At 42.2% G+C, this 25,311-nt stretch carries 23 protein-coding genes and 2 other annotated features; of the genes, 3 read left to right on the top strand and 20 right to left on the bottom strand.

Annotation, left to right across the window (positions count from 1 at the left end; all coding sequences use genetic code 11):
* Positions 1-124 precede the first annotated feature (124 nt).
* Entirely contained in the window at positions 125-271 is a 147-nt protein-coding gene (locus tag IGI50_RS17875) for a hypothetical protein (protein ID WP_010743530.1), read from the top strand.
* Between the two features lie 75 nt (positions 272-346).
* Here the strand turns inward: IGI50_RS17875 and IGI50_RS17870 are convergent, their stop codons facing one another.
* From IGI50_RS17870 to trpE, 16 genes are all read right to left on the bottom strand, one after another.
* The gene (locus tag IGI50_RS17870) at positions 347-1,390 is read right to left on the bottom strand and encodes a peptidylprolyl isomerase (protein ID WP_438777974.1); all 1,044 of its coding nucleotides are present in this window, start codon (positions 1,388-1,390) and stop codon (positions 347-349) included.
* Between the two features lie 146 nt (positions 1,391-1,536).
* The gene (locus IGI50_RS17865) at positions 1,537-2,067 is read right to left on the bottom strand and encodes a ClbS/DfsB family four-helix bundle protein (RefSeq protein WP_438777973.1); all 531 of its coding nucleotides are present in this window, start codon (positions 2,065-2,067) and stop codon (positions 1,537-1,539) included.
* A 474-nt stretch (positions 2,068-2,541) separates the two neighbouring features.
* On the bottom strand, positions 2,542-4,290 hold the full coding sequence (cydC, locus tag IGI50_RS17860) for a thiol reductant ABC exporter subunit CydC (RefSeq protein ID WP_438777972.1): 1,749 nt from the start codon (positions 4,288-4,290) through the stop codon (positions 2,542-2,544).
* A complete protein-coding gene (gene cydD, locus IGI50_RS17855) occupies positions 4,287-5,999 on the bottom strand; it encodes a thiol reductant ABC exporter subunit CydD (protein ID WP_438777971.1) in 1,713 nt (570 codons plus the stop codon). Before cydD ends, cydC begins: the two co-directional genes overlap by 4 nt.
* A gap of 120 nt (positions 6,000-6,119) precedes the next feature.
* Entirely contained in the window at positions 6,120-7,163 is a 1,044-nt protein-coding gene (gene cydB / locus IGI50_RS17850) for a cytochrome d ubiquinol oxidase subunit II (RefSeq protein ID WP_438777970.1), read from the bottom strand.
* Positions 7,156-8,574, bottom strand: a complete 1,419-nt coding sequence (locus IGI50_RS17845; protein ID WP_218257618.1) for a cytochrome ubiquinol oxidase subunit I — start codon at positions 8,572-8,574, stop codon at positions 7,156-7,158. The genes cydB and IGI50_RS17845 overlap by 8 nt, the downstream gene beginning before the upstream one ends.
* 334 nt (positions 8,575-8,908) lie before the next feature.
* Positions 8,909-9,802: a diacylglycerol/lipid kinase family protein gene (locus IGI50_RS17840; protein ID WP_218257617.1), complete on the bottom strand. Its 894-nt coding sequence runs from the start codon at positions 9,800-9,802 to the stop codon at positions 8,909-8,911.
* Positions 9,803-10,121: 319 nt separating this feature from the next.
* Positions 10,122-10,505 carry a hypothetical protein gene (locus IGI50_RS17835; protein ID WP_438777969.1) on the bottom strand — a complete coding sequence of 128 codons (384 nt, stop codon included), beginning with the start codon at positions 10,503-10,505 and terminating at the stop codon, positions 10,122-10,124.
* A gap of 193 nt (positions 10,506-10,698) precedes the next feature.
* A complete protein-coding gene (locus IGI50_RS17830) occupies positions 10,699-12,105 on the bottom strand; it encodes a C69 family dipeptidase (RefSeq protein ID WP_438777968.1) in 1,407 nt (468 codons plus the stop codon).
* Between the two features lie 70 nt (positions 12,106-12,175).
* A complete protein-coding gene (trpA, locus tag IGI50_RS17825) occupies positions 12,176-12,931 on the bottom strand; it encodes a tryptophan synthase subunit alpha (protein WP_438777967.1) in 756 nt (251 codons plus the stop codon).
* Entirely contained in the window at positions 12,928-14,121 is a 1,194-nt protein-coding gene (gene trpB, locus IGI50_RS17820) for a tryptophan synthase subunit beta (RefSeq protein WP_438777966.1), read from the bottom strand. The genes trpA and trpB overlap by 4 nt, the downstream gene beginning before the upstream one ends.
* Before the next feature lie 854 nt (positions 14,122-14,975).
* Positions 14,976-15,584 carry a phosphoribosylanthranilate isomerase gene (locus tag IGI50_RS17815; protein ID WP_218257612.1) on the bottom strand — a complete coding sequence of 203 codons (609 nt, stop codon included), beginning with the start codon at positions 15,582-15,584 and terminating at the stop codon, positions 14,976-14,978.
* Positions 15,581-16,339 (bottom strand): indole-3-glycerol phosphate synthase TrpC, encoded by a 759-nt coding sequence (gene trpC / locus IGI50_RS17810; protein ID WP_438777965.1) that lies wholly within the window; start codon positions 16,337-16,339, stop codon positions 15,581-15,583. The genes IGI50_RS17815 and trpC overlap by 4 nt, the downstream gene beginning before the upstream one ends.
* Entirely contained in the window at positions 16,340-17,353 is a 1,014-nt protein-coding gene (gene trpD / locus IGI50_RS17805; RefSeq protein WP_438777964.1) for an anthranilate phosphoribosyltransferase, read from the bottom strand.
* A complete protein-coding gene (locus IGI50_RS17800; RefSeq protein ID WP_438777963.1) occupies positions 17,354-17,884 on the bottom strand; it encodes an anthranilate synthase component II in 531 nt (176 codons plus the stop codon). It lies immediately after the preceding gene.
* Positions 17,881-19,230, bottom strand: coding sequence for an anthranilate synthase component I (gene trpE, locus IGI50_RS17795; protein ID WP_438777962.1), 1,350 nt, complete (start codon positions 19,228-19,230; stop codon positions 17,881-17,883). Before trpE ends, IGI50_RS17800 begins: the two co-directional genes overlap by 4 nt.
* 69 nt (positions 19,231-19,299) lie before the next feature.
* Positions 19,300-19,525: a binding site (T-box leader), on the bottom strand.
* Between the two features lie 66 nt (positions 19,526-19,591).
* Positions 19,592-19,821, bottom strand: a binding site (T-box leader).
* Positions 19,822-19,949: 128 nt separating this feature from the next.
* On the opposite strand from trpE, the gene IGI50_RS17790 reads away from it, so the two are divergent.
* Positions 19,950-20,909 (top strand): YncE family protein, encoded by a 960-nt coding sequence (locus tag IGI50_RS17790; protein WP_438777961.1) that lies wholly within the window; start codon positions 19,950-19,952, stop codon positions 20,907-20,909.
* Positions 20,910-20,945: 36 nt separating this feature from the next.
* On the opposite strand, the gene IGI50_RS17785 is transcribed toward IGI50_RS17790, so the two are convergent.
* Complete coding sequence (locus tag IGI50_RS17785) at positions 20,946-21,659, bottom strand: nitroreductase family protein (protein WP_010743548.1); 714 nt, start codon at positions 21,657-21,659, stop codon at positions 20,946-20,948.
* A gap of 321 nt (positions 21,660-21,980) precedes the next feature.
* Positions 21,981-22,778, bottom strand: coding sequence for a formate/nitrite transporter family protein (locus tag IGI50_RS17780; protein ID WP_218257673.1), 798 nt, complete (start codon positions 22,776-22,778; stop codon positions 21,981-21,983).
* A gap of 231 nt (positions 22,779-23,009) precedes the next feature.
* Between IGI50_RS17780 and IGI50_RS17775 the strand changes: the two genes are divergently transcribed.
* A complete protein-coding gene (locus IGI50_RS17775) occupies positions 23,010-23,456 on the top strand; it encodes an OsmC family protein (protein WP_438777960.1) in 447 nt (148 codons plus the stop codon).
* Positions 23,457-23,495: 39 nt separating this feature from the next.
* Here the strand turns inward: IGI50_RS17775 and IGI50_RS17770 are convergent, their stop codons facing one another.
* Complete coding sequence (locus IGI50_RS17770; RefSeq protein ID WP_438777959.1) at positions 23,496-24,170, bottom strand: hypothetical protein; 675 nt, start codon at positions 24,168-24,170, stop codon at positions 23,496-23,498.
* 14 nt (positions 24,171-24,184) lie between these two features.
* Positions 24,185-25,303 (bottom strand): NAD(P)-dependent alcohol dehydrogenase, encoded by a 1,119-nt coding sequence (locus tag IGI50_RS17765; RefSeq protein ID WP_438777958.1) that lies wholly within the window; start codon positions 25,301-25,303, stop codon positions 24,185-24,187.
* Positions 25,304-25,311 lie beyond the last annotated feature (8 nt).

The raw sequence follows: 25,311 nt of genomic DNA, 5'->3' as shown, positions 1-25,311 counted from the left end.
TAAATTTATGGTATTATAAAGAGAGTTAAGGAAGGCGATTTAAGTCTTCCTTAACTTTTTTCAGTATATATTCCGTAAAATAGTACTTCTTTTCTGATTAATAAATAACTAAAGGAGCGGTCTTATGATTTATGCTACCTTTCTTTACCTGCTATTAGCCGCCTTCGTTATTTGGGTTTGGAGCCCACCAGCGATTTTGCGAATGCTTGTTTTAATTGTATTGATTTTACTGTATTCATGGACTTCTAGCCGGTTAGCGAAGAAAAAATAGTGAGGGTTATAGTTTCCTCCAATTTACCAACAAGGTACAGGAAACTTTGATCGTAAAAGCAAGAGCCAGTCAGATTTATTTCTGACTGGCTCTTTTAAAGGTAATTTTTCGGATCATTATTGGTTCTAACGGAGCATCTTCGCTATCCGTGGCTTGATTGGCGATTTTACGCACCACGGACATTCCGTCTATTACTTGACCAAATACCGTATAGCGTCCATCTAATTCAGGAAGGCCGCCGACTGCCTCATAATGGGAACGAACCTTTAACGGTAGATTCATTCGGTACAGTTGCTCCTTGTCTACTTGACTATGTTCTACGATGTAAAATTGATTGCCATTGGTATTTGGCCCGTGATTCCCTAAACACACAGCACCATCGAAGTGATACAAGCCCTCATCTACTTCGTCTTCAAAATAGCCACCGTAAATGGACTGAGCTTCAGCACCAGAGCCATCTAGCGCACCGCCCTGGATCACAAAATCCTTGATTACTCGTGCGAAGGGCGTATTATCGTAAAAGCCTTGTCTGGCAAGCCCTCGCCAATTTTTAACGGCTTTTGGTGCATCCTGCTGAAAAACTCTAAGAGTAATCGTTCCAGCGTCCGTTTCAATCTGACAAAGCTCCTCATGCGGACGAACCGGCGTCAGCTGCAGCAAGTATTGCTTGGAGTATTTTATCCCTCGATCTTTCTCTAGAACGGTTTGAATATACCAATCTAACTGTTCAGCATTTCCTAGCCGTGCCATTTTCATCAAATAGGTGTACTCTTTTTTGGGGGTTGCGACACGATATGAAATAATTCCCCGTAGATTATTGTAGCTATCTCCTTTTACTTTAAACAAAGAAACGACATGTGCTTCTAAAAAAGTAAGTTCTTGGCCGATGAATGATTTGAAATGGCGCGCCTCGTTCCCCAAAGCAAAAGTCACAAGTGCATCACTGTTTCCTTCAGCTAGCTGTTGAGTAAAATCTGCCATTCGCTGATTGATCTTCTGGTGATCCCAATGACGCGGGATTAGCTGCTGGGTAACCGTTTCATTTTCAAGCTTTTTCTTTATTAAATAGGCCGCTGACCCAAGAATTCCTGCGGCTAAAACAACCTTACTTTTTTTCATTTTCTGCCTCCAACCTGTTTTTCTCAATTGTACCAGAAAAACACGCAGACAGACATTCCGCTAGTGGCTGATGATTGGGATTACATTATAATTTCATTTGCGATATTAATATCTCTAATTTGTAAATTGAAGGAATAAAGGATCAGCTACAAAGATTTTTTAAACTTTCTAATTTTCTTCGTTGCCCAATCATAGTGGCTTGAAGTTGCCGAAGCAAAGTAGCTGCCTAGCGTACTTCCTCCCACCCAAGAAAAAATTCCTTTTGAAAACAATTCCTCATTGGAAAAAGCCTCCGCCATTTGCATCACCTGTTGGTGACTCTCCACTAAGAGACGGCGCGCTTCTTCGTAGCTGGTGGTTTGATGCTTTTCCCAAAATTCGATATTCATCGCCCCGTAGGTTTTCCAATTATATCCTTCCTTTAAAAATTGCTTAGCCTCTCCGGCTTGATTTGCCTGCACCCAATTTAACAGCAGTTGATGCCATTCATACAAATGGATCAAAACATCCCGAACATTTTTATCCCTTGACCAATGAGCCTGCTTTTCTTTTTCTACGTTAAAACTAAACGGACTGTTCACTTTTTCAAGCGATATTGAATCCAGCAGATCCATCAGTTTCTTATACCCATCATTTCCTGCCTTAATCAAATCGTTTTTTGTCGTCGGTCTTGCCATAACAATTTCCTCCTTCTATCTCTATCTTTATCCTCAGTATGGACTAACACGTAACGTGGGAGTCAAGCAGAAATTGTTTTTTCGTATAAACTTTGCCTGTCAGCATTTAGCTTCGATAAGTCCAACTGGCAGCTATCTCCTGCTTTATGATTTAATTTTTCGTAGTACACGAAAAATTTCTTAGTCTCGATCGCATACCATTGGACGAAACTGCTTGATTATGGACTTTCTTTGAGCTTTAACTTCATTTCTATTTGTTCAAACTGCAAAAAGTCCAACTGGCAGCTATCTCCTGATTTGGAATTTAATTTTTCGTAGAACACGAAAAATTTCTTATTCTCGATCGCATACCATTGGACTAAACTGCTTAATTATGGACTTTCTTTGAGCTTTAACTTCATTTCTATTTGTTCAAACTGCAAAAAGTCCAACTGGCAAAATAAGACCTCTCCATTTTTTGGAGAGGTCTAAGGTTTAAATAATCCCTTGGTCGATTTGTTTTAACTTACGATAATGAGCATTGGTTTGTTCGAGTTCATTTGGGCTTCCTTGCATGGTCAAGTGTCCGTCTTCGATAAAGATGACCTGATCCATCGCATCAATTCCCTGTAGATGATGCGTAATCCAAATGACCGTCTTATCCTGCAATTCATGGAAGAAGGTATTGATCAGTGACTGTTCAGTTACTGGATCAAGCCCAACAGTGGGTTCATCCAACAGAATAATCGGTGCTTCCTGTAGGAGGATTCGAGCCAATGCAAGACGCTGCCGTTCCCCGCCAGAAAAACGCAGACCGGCCTCATCCACCATTGTTTCTAGACCCTCTGGCAACTCTTCAACAAGTTCCTTCAAGCCAACTCGGGTTAATACTTGCCAAAGTTCATCTTCTTCTACCGCTTCATTTCCGATTCGTAAATTGTTGGCAATCGTCGTATGAAACAGGTACGGTGTTTGATGAATGACTCCCAGATATTTGCTGATGTCATCGCCGAATGCGTAAGTAGCTATGCCATTTAACGTAATGGCCCCCTCAGTCGGTCGCAAATCACCGCGAATCAGATTGGCTAAGGTACTTTTTCCTGAGCCGCTACGCCCTAAAATCGCTATTTTCTCACCTGGATGTAGAATTAGATCAATGCCAGATAGAACCTCTTTTTGACTTTCTGGATAGTGATAACGTACTCGATCAATTTTTAGCTCTAATGAGCCAGAAATGACAGGAGAATCGTTTTGCTTGTCTTTAATAGCAGGTAAGTCATTTAAGTTCTTGATAGAATCCTGATAACTATTAGTTTCCTGTGCGGCCGCTGGTAATGGAGCGAAGGCATCGATCAATGGAAATACAGACAATACGAAAGCTGCGATCCAATTGGCTGCTCCTCCGTGATTTCCTGGAAATTGACGACTCGTCCATAGCAGCAATGCAATCGTGATCACACCGAACATCAGCTGAAGCAGAAAATTGCGTTTTCGCTGGAAGCTCTGAAGCTTCCGATTCACCGCTCGTAAAGCTTCCTCAGATTCTTCATGATGGTTCACATAATCCTGCCCCCGTTGACTAAAGATCCAATCCGAGACTCCTAAAACATTGTCCGTCAAATCACTATACAACTGATTCTTCATTTGCTTCTGCTGCTCTTGTCTTGCTCCATTGATGATGACAGACCATAAGGGCAGTAAAAAGACCACGATTCCCAATAGTAAAAGCATCGCCAACGCGAAGAAGGGGGAAAAATAGCCAATTCCGATAATAATAAAGACGTAGAGCAGCCACGCGATGATCGTTGGAAAAATCGTTCGTAAATATAAATTCTGAATGTGATTGATGTCCTCTGAAAGCAACCCGAGTATGTCGCCTGTTCGGTGGTTCTGCTTAAAGAAAACAGCGTCTTGCTCCAGCGAGTCATACAACTTCACCCGCAGATTCGAGGTCATTTTCAACACCCAATTATGACTGACTAGCCGCTCAACATAACGAAAGACTGGTCGACCGATCCCAAAGGCACGGGTCAAAACAATCGGGATATAGATCAACAATATATTTTCTGGTAACGATGCAGCCCGACTAATTAAGTAACCAGAGTTGAACATTAACGCACCTGCACAGAAAAATGTGATAAATCCAAGCGTCAACGCCAAAATCAAAGACTTCTTATACTGCTTGAAAAAAGGCTTCACCCATTCGTCAGTTTTCAGCACTTCAAATAATCCGATTGGTTTCATCCTTTTTCACCTCGCAATGCCTGACTCAATTTTGTAAAGGCGCCATTTTTTTGTTTTAGTTCTTCTAATGTGCCCTGTTCCACAAGCTTCCCATGATCCATGACCAGTAAATAATCCATTTCTGCCAGCCAATGCAAGCGATGGGTAGCAAAGAACACTAAATGATTATCCATCAATGGCAGCATCCGCTCCTTCAATTCTACCTCCGTCTCAATATCTAAATGAGCCGTTGGTTCATCGAATAGCAATATTTTGCGCTCTTGGTCTAGAAAAGCTCTCGCTAAAGCGATTCGTTGCGCTTGTCCTCCGCTGAGGGTTCGAGCGCCCTCCCCTAATATTGTATCTAGCCCTAGTGGTAATTCCTTCAACAAATCCGTTAAGCCAGTGACTTCGATTGCCTTCAAAATTTCAGCATCGCTAGCCTGGGGATGATAAAAAGCAATATTCTCTCGCACCGAGCGTTGGAAAATGTATGGATGTTGAGGAATGTATATTAACTGCTCCTGCCACTGCGGCTGGTCGAAGGCGGGCAGAACCTGTTCATTAAAGCTGATCTGACTTTCCTCTGGTCGTAAAAAACCGCTGAGAAGATTGATTAACGTTGATTTACCCGAACCGCTCATTCCAATAATCCCAATTTTTTTGTAGCCCTGAACCTTGAAATCAACCGTCGCACCTAATTTATCCTCATAATGATAATCCATAGCCACGGATAACTGACTATCCGCTGACCAAGTTGGCAATCCAATCGTCACGCCTTGTGCTTCTGGCAGGTCCAAAATCTGATGAACCGCGTCCATCGCGTTTTTCCCATCCAGCGTCGCATGATAATCACTAGAAAAATCACGGATTGGCAAAAAATACTCCGGCGCTAAAATCAGTACCGTTAATGCAGGAAATAAAAAGATCCCCTCATTGATCAAACGCAACCCTAATAAAACCGCCACGACCGCAACAGATAATGTGGTAAAGAAATCAAGGGCGAATGTCGAGAGAATCGCTACTTTCAAGGTACTCATCGTTGCCTTGCGAAAACGTTCGCTGGTCGTATAAATACTTTTACTATACTGCTTGCTGATGCCAAAGAATTTTAAGGTATCGATGCCTCGAAGTGAATCAATAAAATGATTGGATAATAGCTGGAATACTTTATATTGCTTATCCGCTTTGCTTTGCGCTGCATAGCCTAAGATGATCATAAAAATAATAATCAGGGGAAAAACGATCAATAGGACCACGCCTGATTCCCAATCTAGTAGAAAAATCGCTACTAACAAAATCCATGGAATGATCATCATATTCAGCATCTTCGGTAAAATCAAATGCAAATATTCCTCTACCTGATCAATACCATCTAGCGCCGTGGTAACCACGCTCCCTGTGCCTTGCTTTTGCACGACTTGCGGTCCTAAGCGGAAGATTTTCTGCAACAATTGACTTCGTAAATCCTTGGCTTGTTGGTACGCGTATTCCTCTAATACGTGCTCCCGTGCATAGGTCCCCAGATGCCTCAGCGCGAAAGAGCCAAAAAACAGCAGTATCCAATATATTTGGTTGTTTAAGCCTTCCCCGTTCCATAAATGAGTAATCGTCATAGCTAACCCATATGCTTGCCCAATTATAAAGATTGCTTGCAGGACAGCAGATCCTGCAAGCAACATCAGAATTTTTTTGATACCGGGAAGTTGTAATAACTTCTTGTCTATCATGGTTGAACTCCTAATTCCTATTAAAGTATTCATTTTTCATATACCGAAAAATGAATTTGTTTGTCATTTCGTTTACCATTCAGCTGGATGAGTTTGATCATTGATCAGCAAACGATCTACCTAATACGCCCCATTTTCTTCGCTGCGAAGAGCTGAATTGGTAATCTCATGGGGATGTTTAATCCGTTTACGGAAAATATAGTATGTCCAAGCAGTGTAAGCCAGTACGAAAGGTAAAATCGTTAATGAAATATAAGACATAATCTTCAGGGTATAAGGACTTGATGAAGCATTTTGAATCAATAGGTCATTCCCTGGAATAGAGCTGATCAATACTCGTGGGAACAAACCGCTGAACAACAATGCCACTAAAGCAATCATCGTTAGACCGCTAGCGATAAATGCCAGCATTTCCCTATTTCTGAAGACTGAAACATTCGCAATCACTGTAAGTAAAACAATCACTGCCAATAAGATCAAGGTAACCGCGAAATTATTTTGGAAGAAATCTGTTTTAAAGTACATTAACACAGCGAATACCACTAAACCGACGTACAAGACGCCGTATAATACCTGCGCATAGTTTTTCGCCCGATAACGAACAGGGCCTTCTGTCCGCAACGCAATATAATTTAACCCATGTAAATAGCAAAGCAAGGTTAATGCGACTCCACCAACAACAGAATACAAGTTGATGTAATCAGTAAAGGTCGCCATCATATTGTGATCCGCATCTAATGGCATCCCTTGAATCATACTGATGAATAGAATTCCGAAGAAGAAGGGAACCAAAAAGCTTCCGATGCTCAAGGTCCAGTTCCATAGCTGTTTGCGTTCTTTCGGCATGTGGCTGCGGAATTCAAAGGATACGCCGCGAATGATCAAGCCAAATAAAATGATAAACAGAATCAAATAGTACCCGCTGAACAATGAAGCATACCAGTAAGGAAAGGATGCGAACATCGCTCCCCCAGCAGTTAAGAGCCAAACTTCATTTCCGTCCCAAACGGGTCCGATCGTTTGAACAATCTGATCTTTTTCATGCTCATCATGAGCCAGTGTCTGCACGGACATCCCAACACCGAAGTCGAAGCCTTCTAGAAAGAAGAAACCGGAAAACAGGATGCCGATCAATAAGAACCATAATAATTGTAAACTACTCATGAGTGAACGCCCCCTTATCAAAAGGATCCATCGAATCTTGTCCAGAATGATTGTCATCATCCAAGACTGGCCCTTTATTCAATTCTCGTTTGACCAAATAAATCATCGTTACTGCCAAACCAGAGAACAATAGGAAGTAAATAATGTTTGAGGTCAACAATGAAGCAACCGAAACATTTGGCGAAACACTGTCTTCTATCGTAAATAAACCATAAACCGTCCACGGATAACGTCCTAGCTCAGTGACTAACCAGCCAGCCGTGTTTGCTAAGAATGGTGCGAAGGTGCAAAGTCCCATCACCCACAGCATCCAGCGCTTTTCATAGAGGATTGGCTTCTTCTTGCGCGTAAAGAACAACCCAAGAATCGCTACTAACAGCATCAGCATGCCAAAGCCTGCCATGATTCGGAAGTTCCAGAATAAGACATTGACTGGTGGATAATAGTTCCGATCCCCATATTTTTTGACTAATTCCTTGTTAACGGTATCCATCCCTTTTACTGAACCAGAAGGTTTATTATAGGAAAGAATACTTAGCATGTACGGAATTTGCACACCAAAGACTTGCTTGTGCTCTCGTTCATTCGCCCAAGCAATCAAGGTCCAGGCTGCCGGATCTCCTGTGTCCTCATAGGTTCCTTCCATCGCCGCAAATTTCATTGGCTGACCTTCGATCAAGGCTTTCATTTGTGCATCACCTGCACCTAAAACCAAGATTGAGCCGAACAATGTTACAACTAGTCCAATGCGCATCGATTTCATGAAGAATTCACGCATTTTTTTGTCTTTACGTTTTAACAATTGGAATGCCGCAAGACCAGCCGCAATCATTCCACCCATTGTTATCGCCGCCGCGATTACGTGGCCAAATTCGTACCATACTTTCGGATTGGCAATGACCGCACCAAAATCCGTCATTTCTGCTCGACCGTTACGAAGGGCATAGCCAACTGGATGCTGCATGAAGCTATTCGCCGCTAAGATCCAGAAAGCTGATAACATCGAAGCAATGGTAACTAACCAAATAAAGATGACATGTGTCCGTGGTTTCACACGATCCCACGTAAACATCCAGAGTCCTAAGAACGTAGACTCCATAAAGAAGGCCAATAAAGCCTCTACTGCTAATGGCGCGCCAAAAATATCTCCGACGAACCGTGAATAATCTGACCAGTTCATTCCAAATTGAAATTCTTGAATGATCCCAGTCACGACGCCCACCGCAAAGCTCAAGAGAAAAATATTTCCCCAGAATTTCGCCAATTGACGATATTTTTCATTTTTCGTTTTAACAAATAATGTTTCCATAATGGCAACAACCAAAACCATCCCAATGGAGAATGGCACAAAGAAAAAGTGAAAAACCGTTGTCATGGCGAACTGAAAACGGGCCAACGTCACTATATCCATTTTAATTCCTCCCCTACAATTGTGAATAACAAAACTAAAATATAAACCCTTTCTGTATTTACTATAATCCTTACGGCATAAATTGCCAAATGTTCAGCTTAAGCACTTTTCATTTAAGAAATTTGAGGAAAAAGGAAAATAACTATTTTAGATCAAATAAATGAACTATTTTGCAAAAAAGCACAAGGCTTACTTATCATCTATAATAAAATTCTCACAAGAGCCAACTACATCCACAGAATTATTCACGAGAAATTAATAATGACAAGCGGATTCATTTGAAAACAAAACATAAAAAAAGCCTATTGAGTTTAGCCCAATAAGCTTTTTCCAATTATTCTCCGCCGCAATATACGTCAAGATGCTGCGGCAATACTTTGATGGTCAGAGGAAGTTCTGGTCCCTCGTCTCCATCTACACTTGGACGTAATTCTGCCTCTTCCTTTACAGTTAAGCGTCCCTCTTTAAAAGGCGTGTAGCCAATAGTATCCGTAGATTGATCTACGCCCTTGATAATATCAGGAACACTTTTTAGGCGATCTGTAATACTCTGGTCCTTCAAATACAAGAGATACAGGTTGCCGTCATTATTTTTCGCTTCGGGAACAATATGCGTAAAGCCGCCGATGGTTCTTGTTAAGACGATGACAACAGCACTGCTTTCGATCTCCGTCCGCTCTCCATCAATTTCTAAGGTAAAATGATAGTTTTCATCATTGAAGACTTCCTTTACTCCATTCACAAAATAGGCTAGCTTGCCGAACTTTGTCTTCTCTTCTACATCTACATCACTGATGGCTTCGGGAATACTGCCAACAGAGACGATATTCATAAAGTAATCGTCGTTGACCTTTCCAATATCTAACGAGGTCTTCTGTTCGATATCAAAGGATTCGATCGCTTCCTGCGGGTCCATCGAAATATTTAAAGAACGCGCCAAATCATTAACCGTCCCTAATGGAAAGAAACCAAAAGTTGGACGATAAGACTGTTCAGCAAGTCCGCTGATGGCTTCATTGACGGTACCATCTCCACCCATCGCAAAAACACTATCGACCTTCTCCTCAGCAGCCTTCCGCGCAAATTTAGTGGCGTCTCCCCCCTCTGCTGTTTCCTTTACCTCAACCTCATCAAAGAATTGCGCTAATTTTTCTCGAGCCTGCGTCTCATAATTCTTGGCCTCTTCATTCCCAGAACTGGGATTGATAATCAACACTGCTTTTTTCATCGCTTCTTCTCTCCCTTTTTCTTTCTCTGGAAAAACCTGTTACGTATCCGTTTTCTATTTCTTTTTCAGTATAACAGGTGGGAGAAGAAATCTTACTTGAGACGACTTATAGAAAGACCAACTTTATTCTTCCTCAAAAATAAAACCATCAGAATTATTTCAATATGCCTTCTATTTGAAAAATTTTCAGAATAACGAAACACTACTAGTATGTGCACATTATTCGTTCTGAATTTTCGAAAATTGCTGCAACAGATTTGTTATCGATCACGAATTTGCAGGGTTAAAATAGTTGTTTTTAATTATCAGCCATTCCTCTTCACGAACCAACCAATCCCTGCAACGGTGCTTTGATAAATTGCGTATATAATTGCTCAAGCTTTTCGGCAATGTAAGTTTTAATTGGAAATAGGCGCAGTGATAGCAAGCGCCATTCTTTTGCCGTAAAATATTCCCTAAAAAATAGATAATATCGTCGCAAAGTACGAGTTGATTTGGTTTTTAAAAACAGATTGCGCACTAAGTCTTTCAAGAAAAATGAAAAATCAGCCTCACCTAATTCATCCCGTACCTGAAGCGCGATTAGGATTTGAACGGTGGCTTTTTCATCATGAGTTTTTTCATAATATGCCGATAAACGTTTTTCAATCGTCTTTCTTTTAAGGGAAAATACCTTTTGGAGCGTCAAATTCATTTCCTGCATCCTACTGCCTCCTTTTGCTCGTTTTCTTATCTCAACGATACCCTTCCAAAAGAAATAAAGTCAATGACAGGTTCTTTATTGATAAAAATTGTCCAAATAACGGGACATTTTTCACTCAATGTTAGATTTTTGCAAAAAAAGATTGACAAAAAAAAGCCTTCGCAAAAACGAAGGCTTTTACTTACTAGCAGGATTAGTCATTCAAATTGTAGCGTAGCTTCATATGTTCTGATCCTGAAATGACCATATCGCCAAACAATTTGGTTTGACGTTTCAAGGATTCATCCGCTAATTTTTCATTGGCTGCTTCCAAGAATTTCTGTACATCTGTTTGATCTGCGACTGCTTTATCTGTAGCGTTTTGGATTCCGCGATAAACAGACATTGCTTCTAGCTCGAAGGTATTTCGGAAATCAACATAGAAGTTGTAGTCCGTGTCACCAAGTAAAGCTGTAGCACAGCTTAACCAGTACATATTGTTCAAATCAAAAGTTCCTGTCGCATTTTTATAGCAATCTGGCGTATCGTTCACATTTGAGTAGAATGGTACGACTGTGTTAAAGGTATTCGCGCCATAAGCTAACCAATGAACGCCAGCGATTTCTGCAGGGACATTGTTGCGAATTTGCAAAATGTGAACGTTATGGTTTCGATTGATCCCGATTGGACGAATCAAGGTCTTCTCTGCTTCTGTACCGTCACCGTAAGGATCGTATTTCGTATTTTCAAAGTGAGAACTTAGGACAAATTTCACGTCTTCAATCGAGATTTTGCGGTTGGCCCGGCAGATAAACGGCAGATCTTGATCCATTGGGTCTTGTTCTACTTCTGGAGTGAAGTATTTTTGTCCATACCAGGCACGTGGATTATTATAAACCGTATCTTTAATAGAAGAACTTCCAAAAATGTGACGTAAATTGTAGCCTTCAAAGTCTGGATTCAAATGATTGTCTTCAATCAAATCTTTTAAATCGTCTGAACAAAGCGTGTCTGCTGAGTCGAAATCAAAAGCATCAATGTTCATCCGGTTTGGCGCAACAACGTAAGCATCGTCTGGAATGCGAACCGCTGCCCAATGATGACCGCCGATAGTTTCTAGCCACCATACTTCGTCTTGATCGGAAAAAGCAATCCCATTTGGTTCATAGGTACCGTATTCTTTCAATAAAGAACCTAAACGTTCTACTCCTTCTTTGGCACTGTGGATATAAGGCAATACTAAAGTGACGATATCTTCTTCCCCGATGCCGCCTTCTACATATGGATCAAGCCCTTGGATACGCGGATTTGTGGTGATTGTTTCGGTTGCGGACATCGCCACATTTTCACTATTGATACCAGCTGCTGGCCAGATACCATTCGTTAAAATCGAATTTGGCATTGAGGTATAGCGCATTGGATTGTCAGGTAGTTCAACCTTTACCCCGCTGATTACCGCTTGATAATGTCTTGGCTGTTCTTCTGGTTGAACGACTACAAAACGTTGTGGGTCTAGAGCTTCATGCCCATCATCGTTCCTTGAAATAATAGTTGAGCCATCAATCGATGCTTTCTTTCCGACTAGTACGGTGGTACATGAACCTTTTACTCTCTTTGTCATACTTGAAACACTCTCCCTTTTCATGGTACCTCAAGTATAACGCTAAAAAAATGAAACACCAAACGAAATCCTATTGGAAGATTTCCGCCAATAATTCTCCCGTTTTTTCTGTCCCTTGTTCTTCTAAGGAACGAACGATTTTCGAGCCGATGACTACCCCATCACAGACCTGTTGAAAATTTTTCACTTGTTCACTGGTTGAAATACCAAAGCCAGCTAAGACCGGAATATCACTGACGGCTTTGACTTTCGCTAAGTGTTCCATTAAATCGGTCCTGAACTGTTGATCGGTTCCGGTAATTCCATTAACCGTTACCGCATAAATGAACCCTTCTGCTTCAGCGGCTAATTGCTCGATCCGTTCTGCTGGACTTGTCAATGAAATCAAGGTTAACAATGCCATGTCGCCTAAATCTGGTGTCACCAATTCTCGATGCTCATAAGGCAGGTCAGGAATAATAAAGCCTTGAATATCGGTTTCCTCTAAATCCTCCACCAACTCCTTGATACCATAATGGAAAAAGGAATTGCTGTAGCCCATTAATATCAACGGTGCTCCCGAACGAATTTCCTGCAGCTTCTCAACTAATTTCTTTAGTGTCACCTGCTGAGCGAAGGCTCGTAATCCGGCCGCTTGAATCGTCGGACCGTCAGCGACCGGATCAGAGAAGGGAACGCCTAACTCAATCGCTGCCGCGCCCTGCTCCACCAGCATCGCGATTTCTTCCTCTAATTTGTCCAATCCTTGTGCGCCAGCCATGATATAGGGCACAAATAATTTTTCAGTCTCCGCTCTGCTTTTTAATGTTTCTGTTAATGGTTTCATTTTGCTGCCTCCATTCGTTCTTTGATTTGTTGAACATCCTTATCGCCCCGGCCAGAAAGGTTCATGACAATAATCTGATCTTTATCCATCGTCGGTGCTACTTTCATGACTTGCGCTAGTGCATGGGAACTCTCTAACGCTGGAATGATTCCTTCTAAGCGTGAAAGATAGTGAAAGGCTTCGACGGCTTCCTCATCATTGATTGCGGCATACTCCGCACGACCAAGATCATGTAGGAAGGAATGCTCTGGTCCGATCCCTGGATAATCCAAGCCAGCCGAGATTGAGAAGGCTTCTAGTACCTGTCCATCATCGTCCTGTAAAAGGTGCATCTTCGCTCCATGTAAAATGCCGATACTCCCCTTATTAATAGAAGCCGCATGCTCCTCGGTATCTAACCCGTGACCAGAAGCCTCAACTCCTATCAAACGAACCTCTTTGTCCTCTATAAACGGATAAAACATTCCCATCGCATTACTTCCGCCACCCACACAAGCCATCACCAAATCAGGCAGACGTCCTTCTGCTTCCAAAATTTGCTTACGAGTCTCAATCCCAATCACACTTTGATAATCCCGAACGATCTCAGGAAATGGATGAGGTCCTAAAACAGAACCCATCACATAATGGGTATCCTCAACGGTTGCGACCCAGTAACGCAACGCCTCGTTCACTGCATCCTTAAGTGTCTTACTACCTGATGTAACGCTTTCCACCTTCGCACCTAACAGCTCCATTCGAAAGACATTCAAGGCTTGTCGCTTCACGTCAACCTCACCCATAAAAATCGTACATTCCATACCGAAAAGGGCGGCAGCAGTCGCAGTGGCTACTCCATGCTGGCCGGCTCCCGTTTCCGCGACCACCTTACGCTTGCCCATCTTCTTCGCCAGTAACACTTGCCCTAAAGCGTTGTTGATTTTATGTGCTCCTGTATGATTCAAGTCTTCTCTTTTTAAGTATATTTTGGCGCCGCCTAAGTCATTAGTTAAGCGTTCCGCGAAATACAATGGGTTCTCTCTGCCAACATATTGTTTTAAATAATAATCCAGCTCTTCTTGAAATTCTGGGTCTGCCTTTGAAGCCTCGTAAATTTCTTCTAATTCTTGGACCGCGTACATCAATGTTTCGGGTACGAACTTGCCGCCGTATTCCCCGTAAAAACCTGCTTGATTTGGTTGTTGGTACATGGAATCACTCCTTGTTCTTATTTTGGGATTCATTTTTCTGTTGAAAAATGAGTCTGATTTTCTCTCCGTATATCATTCCACTAAACGTTTCTCGCTCTATCTATTTCTTGGTATTTTTAGGATTTCGAACAATAGATACTGCGAAAAGTGGAACTGACATCCTCGTTCTTATTTTGGGATTCATTTTTCTTATAAAAAATGAGTCTGATTTTCTCTACGTATATCATTCCACTAAACGTTTCTCGCTCTATCTATTTCTTGGTCTTTTTTGGATTTCGAGCAATACATACTGGAAAAAGTGGAACTGACATCCTCGTTCATAATATAGTATTCATTTTTCTTGTAAAACATGAGTTTGATTTTCTCTCCGTATATCATTCCACTAAACGTTTCTCGCTCTATCTATTTCTTGGTATTTTTAGGATTTCGAACAATAGATACTGCGAAAAGTGGAACTGACATCCTCGTTCTTATTTTGGGATTCATTTTTCTTATAAAAAATGAGTCTGATTTTCTCTCCGTATATCATTCCACTAAACGTTTCTCGCTCTATCTATTTCTTGGTCTTTTTTGGATTTCGAGCAATACATACTGGAAAAAGTGGAACTGACATCCTCGTTCATAATATAGTATTCATTTTTCTTGTAAAACATGAGTTTGATTTTCTCTCCGTATATCATTTCACTAAACGTTTCTCACTCTATCTATTTCTTGGTCTTTTTTGGATTTCGAGCAATACATACTGGAAAAAGTGGAACTGACATCCTCGTTCTTATTTTGGGATTCATTTTTCTGTTGAAAAATGAGTCTGTTTTTCTCTCTGTTTATCATTCTGCTAAATTTATGTTCTCATATCATTTTCTTTGCTGTTCATCGGCTATTTTTACCGCTTGACAAAAGGCTTGAATTTTCGCCAAGTCCTTTTCACCAGCGGTTTCCACACCACTAGAAACATCTACGACTTGTGGCTTGAAAAAGCGGATCGCTTCACCAACATTTTCCGAATCCAATCCGCCGGCCAACCAGAGCTTTTCTTTGGGAAGATGACGCTGATCAACCAAATGCCAATCAAAGGTTTGCCCATTTCCACCCATCAGCTTAGCTGGTGGTGCATCTAGTAAAAGATGAGGGTATTGGTAAAAATAGAAGGAATCCTGATCCTTGATACTGAAGGCTCGAATGATCGGTCGGGAAAGCTCAGTTAATTCGGTTTTTCCATGAATTTGAATCAGATCCAGTCCAGCAGTCTCAATAATTTCCTCCACCTCTTCTCGTGTCGGTGAAACGAAAACCCCTACCTTTTTAATTTCTTTTGGCAAATTCTTAGTCAGCTCGCTGACCTTTTCTGGCCTCACTCTTCGTGGACTTTCTGCAAAGACAAAGCCAAGATACTCTGCCCCAGCTGTTACCGCCGCTTCAATTGCTGAGGAATTTTTCAGCCCGCAAATTTTGATTTGCGTCATGCTCGTTTCACCTTCAGTTCATGGACCTTCTCTGTAGGACTCTGTGCTCGCATTAATGTTTCCCCTACTAGGATACCGTGAAAGTTTGCCTTCACCTTCGATACATCCTCGCCTGTTTTAAAGCCAGACTCGCTGATGTAGACTGTTTCTCCTTCAGGCTGCGCCAAAGCGACACTCGTTTGAAGAGAGACATTGAAGGTTTTCAAATTACGATTATTGACCCCAATAATTTTTGCGCCAATCGCCTGAGCCTGAGTCAACTCTTCGGCGTCATGGACCTCAACAAGAACCTCTAATCCTCGCGCTTCAGCCGCCTGATACAGCTCGGCTAGTCTTTTCGCTGACAATGCCGCCACAATCAAAAGAACAATACTGGCTCCGGCTTTTTTCGCTCGATCCAGTTGCCGTTCATCAATGATGAAATCCTTACATAAAAGCGGAACCTCAACCATTTGAGAAACTGCCGCCAGATCATTAATTCTTCCCTTAAAGAAAGCTGGATCGGTCAGGACGGAAATCGCACTAACACCCGCTTTTTCGTATTCCTGTGCCTGCTTCAAGATATCCACCCCTTCATTGATTGCTCCTTTTGAAGGTGAGGCGCGCTTGATTTCTCCGATTACATGCATTTTCTCTGGATTTTCTTTGACCATTTGATAAAAAGAAGGACGTTGCTTCGCCGGTACCTCTTGTACCGCTGTTAAATTTTCGACCTCGCGTTCTTTCTCAAGTAAAATCGTTGTTAAAAAGTCCAATTAAGCCACCTCCTGTTGTTTTTCGATTAATTGTTGCAACCGATCATAGGCTGCGCCGGAAAGAATGGACTGTTCTGCTTCAACGATCCCATCAGCGAGTGTTTTTACTCGTCCGCTAGCGTAAAATCCTAAACCAGCATTCAGCAATACTGTCTCATAATAGGCCGATGGCGTACCTTGTAAAACAGATAATAAAATCTCTTTATTTTGTTCAGCAGAGCCGCCAACAATTCCGCTTAACGGCACTCTTTTGAAGCCAACCTCTTCTGGATCAAAGGTAAATTCTTCCACAGCACCATCTTGATACAACGCGCAATGCGTCGTGCCCGCTAAATTCGCCTCATCCATTCCACCATGGCCATGAACAACGATTGCTCGTTTTCTGCCTAGTTGTCCTAGTGTTTTCGCGGTTTCTACTAATGAATCTCCTGCATAGGTTCCCATTAATTGATGATCCAAAGGATAAGGATTAATAATTGGCCCTAACAAATTAAAAATTGTCGGTGTCGCTAATTCTTTACGAATATTCATGACCGCACCCATTGCCGGATGCAAAGTCGGTGCGAACAAAAAGGCGATGCCTGCTTCCTTCAGCAAGTAGTCAATCTTACCTGGACTAACAGTCAATGAAATACCCAACGCTTCCAGCACATCGGCACTGCCGGATTTACTAGAGATACTACGGTTACCATGTTTAGCCATCGGGATTCCGCCACCCGCTAAAACAAAGGCTGCGGTTGTACTGATATTGAAGCTTTGCGAATGATCGCCACCAGTCCCGCAATTGTCCATTACGCCAGCTGGAGCCGCCAGCATCGGTGTCCCTTTTCCCTGCATCACCTGCGCTAGCCCAGTGAGTTCCGCCGCAGCCACACCTTTGACCTTTAGCCCTACCAGTAACCCGCTGATTTGGCTGTCGGTTAATTGCTGATCAAAGATTGCCCTGCCTACCTGCTGCATTTCCGTAATTGTCAAATCGTTGCCACGATAAACTTTTTCAAATAATTCCTGCATTTAAATCCCTGCTTTCTGTAAAAATTGATTGAGATAGCTGGCACCGTCTTCCGTACCGATGGATTCCGGATGAAATTGTAAACCAAAGACGGGATACCGCTTATGTCGGACCGCCATAATGCATCCCTCCGTCTCATGAGTCACTTCCAGATCCTGCGGAAGTCCCTCTGGATCAACCACCAGTGAGTGATACCGCATGACCTGCCGCTCGCTTGCACCTTCAAGACTGGACTGTTTCCCATGCATGATCTTCGGCGCTTGGATAATTCTCCCACCGAAAACTTCACCGATCGCTTGATGCCCGAGGCAAATGCCCAAAATCGGCTTCCTGCGATAGAAGCGGCGGATCAGCATTTCGATGTTTCCCGCCTCCGCTGGTCGCCCCGGTCCTGGTGAAAGAACAATCGCTTCGGCCTCCTCTGCTGCTGAAAACAATTCTGGATCATCATTTCTTAAAATCCTGAGATTTTCTGGTAAGAGCTGAACCAGATTATAGGTAAATGAATCATAGTTATCGACGAGTAAAATCATTGTCCTACCTCCATTAATGCTTTCGCTTTTTGCAACGTTTCTAAGTATTCACTTGTTGGGTCTGAATCGTAAACAATGCCCGCTCCAGCCTGCACATGGGCTTTTTTATCTTTGACCACCATCGTGCGAATCGCGATGGCGAAATCTGCTTGATCATTATGCCCTAAAAAGCCTACTGCTCCGGCGTAAATCGAACGCTTGACTGTCTCCCACTGATAAATTCGAGTCATCGCACGAATTTTCGGGGCTCCGCTGACAGTTCCAGCGGGCAGAGTCGCCTTTAGTGCATCCATCGCCGTGTGCTCTGTTTTTAATTTACCCGTCGCCACTGAAACAAGGTGCATCACAAACCGATAACGTTCGATTGTTAAATAGGTCGGAACTGTTACGCTCCCTCGCACGGCAACTTTGCCTAAATCGTTGCGGCCAAGGTCTACTAACATGCGATGTTCCGCAACCTCTTTCGGATCATTTTGTAGTTCTTCAGCTAGCGCTACATCTTCCTGCTGAGTCGCTCCACGTTTTCTCGTTCCGGCAATAGGATTTGTCGTAACCAGTTCTCCTTCGACGGTTACCAAGCTCTCTGGCGAGCTGCCGATAACTTGAACATCTGGAAAATCTAGAAAATATAGATACGCGGAAGGATTCGACGCTCGCAACTGACAATAGTAACTGAATGGCTCCACTGGAAAATCGGCCGTTAATCGTTGCGAGGGAACCACTTGAAACAAATCTCCTTCGACAATCTTTTTCTTCGCCTGTTTGACCGTTGCTTCAAACTCTTGTTGGGAACAATTACTTCTGAACTTCAACGGAGATATTTTCTGCTTTGGAACAACAACTTCCTTTTCTAACTTGCGCGTTAATTCTGCCATCCGTCTATCCAATTGCTCTTCCGTATCTTTACTGTATGTATTTCCGACAACCAAGGTACAGCTAGCTTTTTGCTTGTCATAAATCACATACGACTCATAGAGATAAAATTGCAGGTCTGGAACGTTTAGTTCATCCTTTGGAATCTCACCGATGCTTTCATAACAAGCTGCCACATCATAGCCGACATAGCCTAGTGCACCACCTTGAAAAAGCAACTCTGGCTGATTTGGCTCATCCTTCAACACGTGTTTTTCCAGTTCCTTCAGCGGATCAGTACAGGGATACCTGTCTTCACCATTTTGGAATTCACCATTTTGAAAAGTTAAACGCCTGACGGGATCGAAAGCGATAATGGCATAATCTTGCGTGTCAGATTTTCGCTCAAATAAACAGGTCCCTTGACCCTTTAAACGTGAATAAATCGTCACTGGATTCAAATCCTTATCCGATAACTCTTTTATTTTCTTCATCATTTATCTCCTTTACTTGTCAGATTTTCTCAAAAAACGCAGAAAAGCCCCCAAACCAAATAACTTTGGTTTGAGGGCGCAAATAGCACGGTACCACCTCTTTTTACTGTACAAAACAGCAACTCTAATCGTCCAACAACGATCGTACTCTGTAACGGGAGCTCCCGTCGTTCCCTACTGTGATTCAAGAACGCTCCAACAAGTCCATTCACTAGGGAGAAAATGTTTCTTCTCATCAACCGAAACTTTCTGTGATTTTCTCTTTCCTAGCTACTTCTCTTGTTTATGATTTGTTTTTAATTGGTTCTAAAAACTCTACCCTTTGAGAACACAAAAAACCCCCAAGTCGAAATAAACTCGACTTGAGGGCGGATAATCCACGGTGCCACCTCAATGGTATGCCAAACAAGGCATTTCTCATTCAGTCGTCCAACAACGACCTTACTCTGTATCGGGAGTTCCCGGAAGTTCCTACTAGGTTTCAAAACTTCGTCCAAAAGTCCATTCGCATAATAATCCTTACTGATTCACAGCACCATCAGCTCTCTGAAAAGGCTCATTTATGTTACTTCTCTTTTGTAAGACACTTATTTTTTTGAATACTACTCGCTTTGCTTCTACTTGTCAATACTTTTTGACTAAAAAAGTGTGTTTCGAGTCCGTTTGACTGTGCCTAAAACAAATTAATTGCTAAAATAAGGACATTGGAGGCGAAATCATTGAAAAAAATTATTTCTAAGCTAACAAACTGGCTGCGCCATTTTTTAACAGGCTCTTTTTACAATCGGAAAAACGTTTGGCAAGCTTTTCCAGCATTTTTCGATGCCGCCGCCGAGAAAACGTATCGTGTTCCTGGTTTAAAAAAAGCCCGAACACTAAATCAAAATCACGAATCAGTGGATTGCCCCTCAATGACGCCGCAGGGGATGACGTTAACGGAAAACTATCTGCTGATTTCCGCTTATTGCTATGATCATCGACACCATTCAGTCATCTATGTCTTGGATCGACAGACGGAAATCCACCTTAAGACCATTCCTTTGCCGGACTTGCCCCATGCTGGCGGCCTTGCCTACGATCCGATTCACAAAAAAATCTGGATCAGCAATACTGCTGGAAAACATGCAGCTGTGGCCGCGATTCATTTAGAAGACATCGATAACTATAACGAGCTTAATGCACCCATTGCCTATCGAGAGAAAGTCGCCATAAAGGAACTGCCGCGGGCCTCAGCGATTACCTATGATCATGGGTATCTGGTCGTTGCGCTGTTTTCCTTAAAAACCTTTGGTCAAGTGGTCTGCTATCCAATCGATGCAGACGGCGCGTTAGCAAATCCAACGAAAAAAACATTGGTCGAGTCACCCTATGGAGCACTAGCGATCCCTCAGAAGATTCAAGGCGTAACTTTTTATAAAAAGTATTTACTGCTTTCTCAATCCTGGGGCAAGCAGCCGGGACAAATTTTTATTTTCGATATTCAGCAAACAACAGACTTCTCCGACCTTAGTCAGGCCGTTAAAATCATTGATACGCCACCCTATTTGGAACAAATCTATGTTGAGGATGATCAGCTCTATGCTCTTTTTGAAAGCGGAGCCTCTGCTTATCGAAAGAAAACAACCTTAGTCATGAAGGATATTTTCCAGTTGGATATAGAAAAATTGCTTGATACTTAAAAACTTGCCAACCTCAACAAGGATTGGCAAGTTTTTTTACTTCACAGTTCCAACAAAGAGTGCCCCATCTGGTGCAGCTGGCGCTCCTTTACTAATAAGAAATTCAAAGGGCTTTCCACTTTTTTCAGTCGCTACTGCTAAGTGACAAAGGGCGATACCAACATCTAGATCTGTCAGCTTATACATCATGCCAGGCAGACCATTGATTTTTTTCTGGCGATAAACAAAAATTGCCCCATTTCTTGCGATAAAATACCACGGCTGACCATTCAAACCTGAAGGCGCCAAACGTGCCGCTTCGAGGCGCTCGTCTTTTCCCTCAGAAATTTCCTTCAACGATTTGCGATCAAAATCCTTTAGTGTTCTCTTTTCCGTCTTCTCTGGCTCCCCAAAAGCCATCCCAATAATGAAATTCGGATCAGAAGACTTTGGTTTGATCATACCAACCCAGCGAGACGCTAATCCTTGAGCGAAAAGAAAGAGATCAACATGCTGAAACAAATAACCGGCACAGGTATTTCTTAAGGGTTGTTCTTCTCCGTATATCAAGAAATAATGGGGTGCTTTTGGCACACCCATTCCTTTAATTTCTTCTGGACCAACCAGTTTATATGTGATCTTCGCGTCAGGTAATAGTGGTTTAACGGTTTCAATAAAGGCTTTGATTTCATCTAATTTTTCTTCAGACAACGGTGATGAGGCAAAATTACGAGTAGATTTTCTAGTAAATATACTTGAATAAAGATCCATACAGCTACCTCCTTAAAATGAGTCTATCTTACATCCAACTATATGATTCTTTCGGTCGATTCGCAAGAGAACAAGTTCAATAGAATGGCGAGATTTTGTTAATCAGAACATTTATTAATAGGAGTAAACAAAGTCGCCTACAAAAAGTTGGACTGGCTGCTAGCTCTATTTCAGGGGAGCATTTTTCGTTCGCATACCATCCAACTAAACCGCTTGTTACTTTATTTTTACTTAACAACTGATTGTGTGCTCAAATTATACTAAACTGCGAAAAGTTGGACTGGCAAAAGAAAAACGCTAGGGATTTCTCCCTAACGCTTTTTAGTCGACATATTTTGAATCGGTATTATTTAACCACGCGTAGCCTAATCCCATAACTAATCCCCCGCCGATGAAGTTTCCGATCAACGTGAAGAACAGATTGTGCGCGACATTTCCGGCAGTCATCTCAGCAATAGTCCCATGAGAGGCGAAATACGCTAGAGAAAATGCTGGGAAATTAGCGATTACGTGTTCGAAGCCCAAGAAGGCAAAGATAAAGATGATAAAGATGATCGCCATGACCTTCGCCGCGTCATCCTTCATGCGCAAGCTGACCAAAACAGCCGTATTTACCACGATATTAGCGAACATGCCTTCTACTAAAATTTGTCCAGTAGATTTTGTCAGCTTCGACGCAATCCCAGTGAACATATAATTATCTGGCTCTAAATGACCGAACGGTGCGGTTAGTGACAATAGAAAGCCACATAAAACACCACCGATTAAATTAAACAAGATACAAGTAAACAACAATTTCAGAGCAAATGATACGGACATTTTTTTCTTGTATACACCAATCGTAGTGTATAGCATATTGGATGTTCCTAATTCTGCGTTCATGAACAAGATCATTACCAATGACCAGCTAAACATGAAGGCATACGCCATTTTTTCCAAACCTGGAATCGCTTCTTGCATGCGAATGGCAATATAAAAAGCAATAGCCGTTCCTAGCGCTAAAAATAAACAAGCTAACATCGAACGTACTGCATAACGAGGCAAACTCGAATTAAACAAATCAATTTTTTTACTAATTGAATACTCCAGCTGAGACATCAAAGGTGATTGTTTTTTCACATGCTTTTCGTTTTCAGTCGCAGGTGTTTCTTCAATTTCCATAAATAAATCCGATTTCATAAAGTTCCTTCCTTCTTGGCTTGAGCCATAATGTACAGGTATCATACAAGATTTCCATAACATTTTCAATGAAAACTTTGAAAAAAATGAAATATTGAGAAAAATTGCACAAGTTATTTAATTTTATGAGGAAAAATCGTATGATTGAAGAAAAGATTGGGAGGGATTTGAATGGCAAAACAAGTGCTAAAGGCAGAGGTAGAATCATTAGGCGGTCTTCAGTTAAAGTGCTCAGCTCGCGGCTTCGAATTTATGATTGACGAACCAGAAAATGTCGGTGGGACCAACGAAGCGATGAATCCGCTGGAAGCCCTGCTCTGCTCACTAGGGGCTTGTAAAATGATGGTGGTGCGGTTCTTTTATCAAGCAAAAAACATCCGATTGAAATCGATGCGAGTGGAAATTCTAGGTGAGATTGATTCAGATCGACTGAAAGGCAAACCAGATGTAAAAGTTGGTTTTTCGAAAATCATCACCAATTATTATATTGATGCTGATAATACCGAAGAAGAAATCCAAGATCTGGTTGCTTTTATTGAGAAAACCTGTCCAGTCAAGGACACTATCGTGAATGCTCCTGAAATGGAGCTGAATATCAACCCAGACAAAGCCAGCTAACTAATTAGCTGGCTTTGATATTCTTTCAAACATGATTCGTTATAGGGCCTCTTTCCCCGTTACCTCCGTTGAACGACTGCCCTTTTTCGAAGCGAAGGAAAGGATGATTCCCAACGCAATCGAGCTAAAGGCGGCAACTACCACCCGAATGTTTTCAGGTAAGAGAAAAACAATCGTATGAACAGGAATCCAGAAACAGATGCCGACCTTCAACCAGTTGAAGGTCACAAAAGCGACCCAATCAATTTTACCGATCAGCTTTTTCAAACTAACGGGTTCTTTTGCCGCAGCTGTTTCAATCCATAGCTCCATGATTCGATGGAAGGTATTCATCGCTGGAGCAAAGGTCAAATTCATGATACTGCTGCCGCAAAAGGCTTGAGCGACAGAAATGCCAGCGAACGGCAATAGTTTTTCCGCTTGAGCAAGACCAGCGCCCCCCATATATACAGGAAAAACCAGTGTCACCATACAGCCGATGATGCCCCAAACGATGGCTCGTAAAAAGACTTGAAAAGAAAATTGATAGTCGCCAGAAGCAATACGCTTGCCAAACAGATCCCCCATCGTGGCTAAGATCGCAAACTGGATGAAGCCGCCAAGATATGGATGGGCTCCACTTGCTGTTAAAATCGAATCTCTCGTGGTGGGAATTACAAAAAGCAACAATAGGCTTGCTAGCAGAAGTCCCCAAACAATGTCCCCTTTCTTCATTTAGCTTCCTCCTATCATTTTGGCGGCTGATAATCCTTATCCATTACGACCACTGCTTTAATGACATCTCCGCTGATTGAGTCCGCTTCTGCCTGATTGATGTTTTCAAAATCATAGTATTTTACAAATTGGTCAAATGGAAATTCTCCGCGTTTATAAAATTCGATTAGATTTGGCAAATGGTATTTAGCGATAGTGTCGCCAATTAATACCCCACGGACTTTTTTATTTCCAAAAACTAAGTCAAAGAAGGTATTCACTTCAAAATTCTTCTGGGTCACTGCCAGTGGAACAAAGGTACCAGAATTACTAACAGAATGAAGCGCTTTAGTCATCACTGGTCCAACCCCCGTTGAATCAATCACATAATCCAGACCTCTGCCATCGGTCAATTCCTTGATGAAGGCCTCAGGGTCCTCTTCTTTGCTGTTGAAGATATGGCTCGCACCTAGTTCCTTCGCTTTTTCCAAACGTTGATCATTGATATCGATCGCAACGATTGGATAGCAGCCAGCGATTTTCGCCGCCATGACTGCCGAGAAGCCTACAGCACCAGTACCAAAGACAGCGATTCCTTCGCCAACTCTCGGTTGAAGAACACTTAATACTGCGCCACTTCCAGTTCCAAGTCCGCAGCCTAAAGGACCAAGCAAGCGTAAATCTACGTCCTTATCCACTCTTACGACATTTGATTCTTCTGTCAGGCTATAAGTTGAGAAAGAAGATTGGTTGAAGAAATTATTGACCTCGGTGCCATCCTCTGTGTGTAAAATGAATTCTCCCCGTGGATTTTTTCCTAGATTGTTTACGGTGAACCATTTTTCGCAGGAAGATGGATGACCTTCTACGCAATGTTTACACTCTCCGCAATACGCATAGGAGAGAATCACGTGGTCTCCCGGTACAACAGAAGTTACCGCATTTCCCACCTTTTCAACGATCCCCGCACCTTCATGACCTAAAACATTCGGAAAATTGATGCTATTCCCATTTCTTTCACCGTAATCTGAACGACATAACCCAGAGGCAACGATTTTTACCAGTACATCCTTCGATCCAACCTCCGCTAACTCAAGCTCCGTGATTTCATAAGGTGCTCCTTTTTCCTTTACTAATGCCGCTTTGATTTTCATTGTGTTTC

Source organism: Enterococcus sp. DIV0170, assembly GCF_051710765.1.
In the GTDB taxonomy this organism is placed as follows: Bacteria; Bacillota; Bacilli; order Lactobacillales; family Enterococcaceae; genus Enterococcus_A; species Enterococcus_A raffinosus.
The sequence above is the reverse complement of the archived record's forward strand: the minus strand, read 5'-3'. Positions and strand labels throughout refer to the sequence as shown.